Genomic DNA, 1,488 nt, shown 5'->3' on the forward strand with positions numbered 1-1,488 from the left:
GATCTGGCTACGTCGGCCCCCGGCCCGGCCGGGTCGACCAGCGAACGGACGTACGCCTCGGCCCACAGCACGAGCAGCGGCCGGTGCTCGGGGGCGGCCAGCCACCGCCAGATCTCCGCCACGGGATCGCCGGTGGCCGGCAGCCGCCCGAGCATCGCCAGCTCGTCGCTCCGGGCCCGGTCGAGCAGCGCGCGCACCAGCCCCTCCTTGCTGCCGAAGAGCAGCAACAACACCCGGGGGCTCGACCCGACGGCAGCGGCCAGCGGCCGCAGCGACATGTCCGCCAGGCCGTGCGTCAGCACGTGGTCGTAGGCGCGTTCCAGCAGCTCAGCACGTCGGGCCGACACTCCGCTATCCTCACTGAAACAGTCGTTTCAGTCAAGCGAGGAGGTCGCCATGAGCTCAGCCGAGGCGGTGATCCGGCCCCTGGACCAGCCCGGGGACCTGGGCTGGGTCATCGCGGCCCACGGCGATGTCTACGCCGGCGAGTTCGGCTGGGACCGCAGCTTCGAGGCGCTGGTCGCCCGGATCGTCGCGGACTTCGCCTCCGGCCACGACACCGAGCGCGAGGCGGCCTGGCTCGCCGAGGTCGACGGCCGGCGCGTGGGCTGTGTTTTCTGCGTCGCCGGCCCGGACTCGACGGCCCAGCTGCGGCTGCTGCTGGTCCACCCCGACGGGCGCGGGCACGGCCTCGGCGGCCGCCTGGTGGACACCTGCCTGGAGTTCGCCCGCGACGCCGGCTACCGCACCATGCGGCTGTGGACCAACCATCCGCTGACCGCCGCACGAGCCATCTACCTCAGCCGCGGCTTCACCCTCGTCGATGAGGAGGCCCACCACAGCTTCGGCGTGGAACTGCTCGGGCAGACCTACCAGGCGGAGCTGTCCTGATCAGTGCGTCAGCGCCGCCATCGCCTCGTCGATCGAATCGGTGACCACGATCAGATCCGACTGGTCGCCGTGCGGTGAACGGGCCAGCAGCGGCCGGAGCAGCGCCTCGACCGGCAACGCCGACCAGTGCTCGACCCCCAGGAAGACGAACGCGCCGGACGGGCCGTCGGTGCGGTAGAAGGTCTTCGTCGCCGCCTGGAACACCTCCTGGACCGTGCCGGCCCAGCCCGGAGCGAAGACGATGCCGCCGCGGGCCAGGCGCAGGATCGTGTCCTCCCGGACGGCGTTGGAGAAGTACTTGCCGATCTGGCCGGCGAACAGGTTCGCCGGCTCGTGGCCGTACAGCCAGGTGGGCAGGGCCAGGCCGCCGTGGGTGAGCCGGCCGACCACGTCGGTCGCGGCCGGTGCCGGGTACGCCGTACGCACGGCCAGCGCCGCCGCCGTGTACGGGTCGTGGTCCATGAACTTCGGCGCGGGCGCGAGCAGATCGATCGCCGCGTCCAGCTCGTCCGCTGGGCGACCGGTGAAGTAGGCGCCCAGATTCGCCGCCTCCATCACCCCGGGCCCGCCACCGGTCACGATCAACCGGCCGGCGCC

Annotated in this window: 2 protein-coding genes and 1 pseudogene; 1 reads left to right on the forward strand and 2 read right to left on the reverse strand. The window is 72.4% G+C overall.

What is annotated here, in order from left to right:
* The coding region (locus AB0C29_RS48085; RefSeq protein WP_360835026.1) for a TetR/AcrR family transcriptional regulator at positions 1-347 on the reverse strand (347 nt) is incomplete at its 3' end.
* 49 nt (positions 348-396) lie between these two features.
* Between AB0C29_RS48085 and AB0C29_RS48090 the strand changes: the two genes are divergently transcribed.
* Positions 397-891: a GNAT family N-acetyltransferase gene (locus AB0C29_RS48090; RefSeq protein ID WP_360835028.1), complete on the forward strand. Its 495-nt coding sequence runs from the start codon at positions 397-399 to the stop codon at positions 889-891.
* Here the strand turns inward: AB0C29_RS48090 and AB0C29_RS48095 are convergent.
* A pseudogene (locus tag AB0C29_RS48095) lies at positions 892-1,488 on the reverse strand (hypothetical protein); the annotation flags it as partial.

This window comes from Actinoplanes sp. NPDC048791, from assembly GCF_040650095.1.
In the GTDB taxonomy this organism is placed as follows: Bacteria; Actinomycetota; Actinomycetes; order Mycobacteriales; family Micromonosporaceae; genus Actinoplanes.